1 rRNA gene is annotated in these 3,163 nt (G+C 48.1%); it reads left to right on the top strand.

Annotated elements, in window-relative coordinates:
* The first annotated feature begins 181 nt into the window (after window positions 1-181).
* A 23S ribosomal RNA gene (locus FYJ81_RS12940) occupies window positions 182-3,102 on the top strand.
* Window positions 3,103-3,163 lie beyond the last annotated feature (61 nt).

The following is a 3,163-nucleotide window of genomic DNA, read 5'->3' as shown; positions in this document are numbered from 1 at the left end:
TTGTACATTGAAAACTAGATAAGTAAGTAAAATTTATGATTTTACCAAGCAAAACCGAGTGAATAAGAGTTTTAAATAAGCTTGAATTCAAAAAGAAATAATCGCTAGTGTTCGAAAGAACACTCACAGATTAATAACATTTTGGGTTTTCAACCGACGGTTGTCGAGTTGAAAGCAAATAGATTAAGTTATTAAGGGCGCACGGTGGATGCCTTGGCACTAGAAGCCGATGAAGGACGTTACTAACGACGATATGCTTTGGGGAGCTGTAAGTAAGCTGTGATCCAAAGATTTCCGAATGGGGAAACCCAATACGAGTTATGTCGTATTATCGATACGTAAATACATAGCGTATCGAAGGTAGACGCGGAGAACTGAAACATCTTAGTACCCGCAGGAAGAGAAAGAAAAATCGATTCCCTGAGTAGCGGCGAGCGAAACGGGAATAGCCCAAACCAACGAGCTTGCTTGTTGGGGTTGTAGGACACTCTATACGGAGTTACAAAGGAATAGATTAGACGAAGCATCTGGAAAGATGCATCAAAGAAGGTAATAATCCTGTAGTCGAAAATCTGTTCTCTCTTGAGTGGATCCTGAGTACGACGGAACACGAGAAATTCCGTCGGAATCCGGGAGGACCATCTCCCAAGGCTAAATACTCTCTAGTGACCGATAGTGAACCAGTACCGTGAGGGAAAGGTGAAAAGTACCCCGGAAGGGGAGTGAAAGAGAACTTGAAACCGTGTGCTTACAAGTAGTCAGAGCCCGTTAATGGGTGATGGCGTGCCTTTTGTAGAATGAACCGGCGAGTTACGATTTGATGCAAGGTTAAGCAGTGAATGTGGAGCCGTAGCGAAAGCGAGTCTGAATAGGGCGTTGAGTATTTGGTCGTAGACCCGAAACCAGGTGATCTACCCTTGACCAGGTTGAAGTTCAGGTAACACTGAATGGAGGACCGAACCGACTTACGTTGAAAAGTGAGCGGATGAGTTGAGGGTAGCGGAGAAATTCCAATCGAACCTGGAGATAGCTGGTTCTCTCCGAAATAGCTTTAGGGCTAGCCTCAAGTGATGATTATTGGAGGTAGAGCACTGTTTGGACGAGGGGCCCTTATCGGGTTACCGAATTCAGACAAACTCCGAATGCCAATCAATTTAACTTGGGAGTCAGAACGCGGGTGATAAGGTCCGTGTTCGAAAGGGAAACAGCCCAGACCACCAGCTAAGGTCCCAAAATATATGTTAAGTGGAAAAGGATGTGGCGTTGCCCAGACAACTAGTATGTTGGCTTAGAAGCAGCCATCATTTAAAGAGTGCGTAATAGCTCACTAGTCGAGTGACACTGCGCCGAAAATGTACCGGGGCTAAACATATTACCGAAGCTGTGGATTGTCCGTAGGACAATGGTAGGAGAGCGTTCTAAGGGCGTTGAAGCATGATCGTAAGGACATGTGGAGCGCTTAGAAGTGAGAATGCCGGTGTGAGTAGCGAAAGACGGGTGAGAATCCCGTCCACCGATTGACTAAGGTTTCCAGAGGAAGGCTCGTCCGCTCTGGGTTAGTCGGGTCCTAAGCTGAGGCCGATAGGCGTAGGCGATGGATAACAGGTTGATATTCCTGTACCACCATGAATCGTTTTAAGCGATGGGGGGACGCAGTAGGATAGGCGAAGCGTACGATTGGATTGTACGTCCAAGCAGTAAGACTGAGTGTTAGGCAAATCCGGCACTCTTAAGGTCAAGCTGTGATGGGGAGAGGAAATTGTTTCCTCGAGTCGTTGATTTCACACTGCCGAGAAAAGCCTCTAGCTAGATTTATGGTGCCCGTACCGCAAACCGACACAGGTAGTCAAGATGAGAATTCTAAGGTGAGCGAGCGAACTCTCGTTAAGGAACTCGGCAAAATGACCCCGTAACTTCGGGAGAAGGGGTGCTCTTTAGGGTTCACGCCCAGGAGAGCCGCAGTGAATAGGCCCAAGCGACTGTTTATCAAAAACACAGGTCTCTGCTAAACCGTAAGGTGATGTATAGGGGCTGACGCCTGCCCGGTGCTGGAAGGTTAAGAGGAGTGGTTAGCTTCTGCGAAGCTACGAATCGAAGCCCCAGTAAACGGCGGCCGTAACTATAACGGTCCTAAGGTAGCGAAATTCCTTGTCGGGTAAGTTCCGACCCGCACGAAAGGCGTAACGATTTGGGCACTGTCTCAACGAGAGACTCGGTGAAATCATAGTACCTGTGAAGATGCAGGTTACCCGCGACAGGACGGAAAGACCCCGTGGAGCTTTACTGTAGTCTGATATTGAAATTCGGTACAGCTTGTACAGGATAGGTAGGAGCCTTAGATACGTGAGCGCTAGCTTACGTGGAGGCGTTGGTGGGATACTACCCTCGCTGTATTGGATTTCTAACCCGCACCATTAATCATGGTGGGAGACAGTGTCAGATGGACAGTTTGACTGGGGCGGTCGCCTCCTAAAGAGTAACGGAGGCGCTCAAAGGTTTCCTCAGAATGGTTGGAAATCATTCATAGAGTGTAAAGGCACAAGGAAGCTTGACTGCGAGACTTACAAGTCGAGCAGGGTCGAAAGACGGACTTAGTGATCCGGTGGTTCCGCATGGAAGGGCCATCGCTCAACGGATAAAAGCTACCCCGGGGATAACAGGCTTATCTCCCCCAAGAGTTCACATCGACGGGGAGGTTTGGCACCTCGATGTCGGCTCATCGCATCCTGGGGCTGTAGTCGGTCCCAAGGGTTGGGCTGTTCGCCCATTAAAGCGGTACGCGAGCTGGGTTCAGAACGTCGTGAGACAGTTCGGTCCCTATCCGTCGTGGGCGTAGGAAATTTGAGAGGAGCTGTCCTTAGTACGAGAGGACCGGGATGGACATACCTCTGGTGTACCAGTTGTCGTGCCAACGGCATCGCTGGGTAGCTATGTATGGACGGGATAAGTGCTGAAAGCATCTAAGCATGAAGCCCCCCTCAAGATGAGATTTCCCAACTTCGGTTATAAGATCCCTCAAAGATGATGAGGTTAATAGGTTCGAGGTGGAAGCATAGCGATATGTGGAGCTGACGAATACTAATCGATCGAAGACTTAATCAAATTTAAAAGTTTTGTTGGTTGAACTAAATTTTACTTACTATCTAGTTTTGAATGTATAATA

It is taken from the genome of Staphylococcus sp. McC-251-APC-3A2 (assembly GCF_009695665.1).
Lineage (GTDB): Bacteria > Bacillota > Bacilli > Staphylococcales > Staphylococcaceae > Staphylococcus > Staphylococcus cohnii.
Note: the sequence above shows the minus strand (reverse complement) of the source record. Positions and strands in the feature narration are given on the sequence as shown.